We start from the raw sequence: 1,050 nt of genomic DNA, 5'->3' as shown, positions 1-1,050 counted from the left end.
AGCGGTAATTATGCAAGTGATGAAGCTAAAGAAATCGCCAAATTGAAAAAGGAACTAAAAGACACAAAGGACGCGTTAGAAGTATTAAAAAAAGCTATTGGCATACTGGGCAAGTAAAGCCCCGTGAAATCTACGAAGCGGTTGATCAACAAAAGAAAAAAGATCAAACTATTTCCGTAGCCAGTGTGCTAAAAACAATTGGGGTTAGTCGTTCAGGTTTCTATAGCTATAAAAAGAATGAAAATCTACCTACTCAGACACAAATAAGAAATGAGCATCTTCAAAAAGAAATCAAGAAAATACATGAAGGATCTTATGGTATATACGGATCACCAAAAATAACAGTATTACTAAATAAAAATGGCGAAAACGTCAGTCAGAAACATGTATATAATTTAATGCATGGTATGGGAATAAAAGCCCGTTATGTACGACATTACACAAAAACAACTGTAAGTGAAGATTATTCGTCTAAGATGCAGAACCTATTAAATAGGCATTTTAATCCAACAAAACCAAATACCGTATGGTGTACAGATATAACTTATATATGGACAAGAGAAGATGGATTTGTATATTTAACAAGTGTAATGGATTTATTTTCAAGAAGAATTATAGCATGGGTATTAACGCGAACAATGGATGCGGACAAGGTGTTAGAATGCTTAATAAAAGCTAAAGAAAGACGTGAAACTGATCATCCTATTGTGATCCAAAGTGACCGCGGAGTACAGTATACATCAGAATTATACCAGCGATTAACTAAAGGTATGGTTACTAGCTATTCATGGAAAGGAACTCCATGGGACAATGCGTGCATTGAATCTTTTCATGCCTTGATAAAAAGAGAATGGCTACAATTTTATAAAATTGATAATTATTATGGAGCATATAAAATCGTATTTGAATATATAGAAGGATTTTATAATACAACACGAATTCACTCACATTGTGAATATGAATCTCCACAAAATTTTGAAAAACAATATTTGAAACATAAACATTAAAAAAACAGATATTTAAGTTGTCTTAAATCTTGACATAGTACCA

The 1,050-nt window shown here is 32.3% G+C and carries 1 protein-coding gene; it reads left to right on the top strand.

The window, feature by feature from the left end:
* Nucleotides 1-41: 41 nt before the first annotated feature.
* Entirely contained in the window at nt 42-1,007 is a 966-nt protein-coding gene (locus FYJ55_RS10745) for an IS3 family transposase (protein WP_326831877.1), read from the top strand.
* Nucleotides 1,008-1,050 lie beyond the last annotated feature (43 nt).

This window comes from Holdemanella porci, assembly GCF_009696075.1.
GTDB classification, from domain to species: Bacteria; Bacillota_I; Bacilli_A; order Erysipelotrichales; family Erysipelotrichaceae; genus Holdemanella; species Holdemanella porci.
This window is presented reverse-complemented; position numbering and strand designations above follow the sequence as displayed.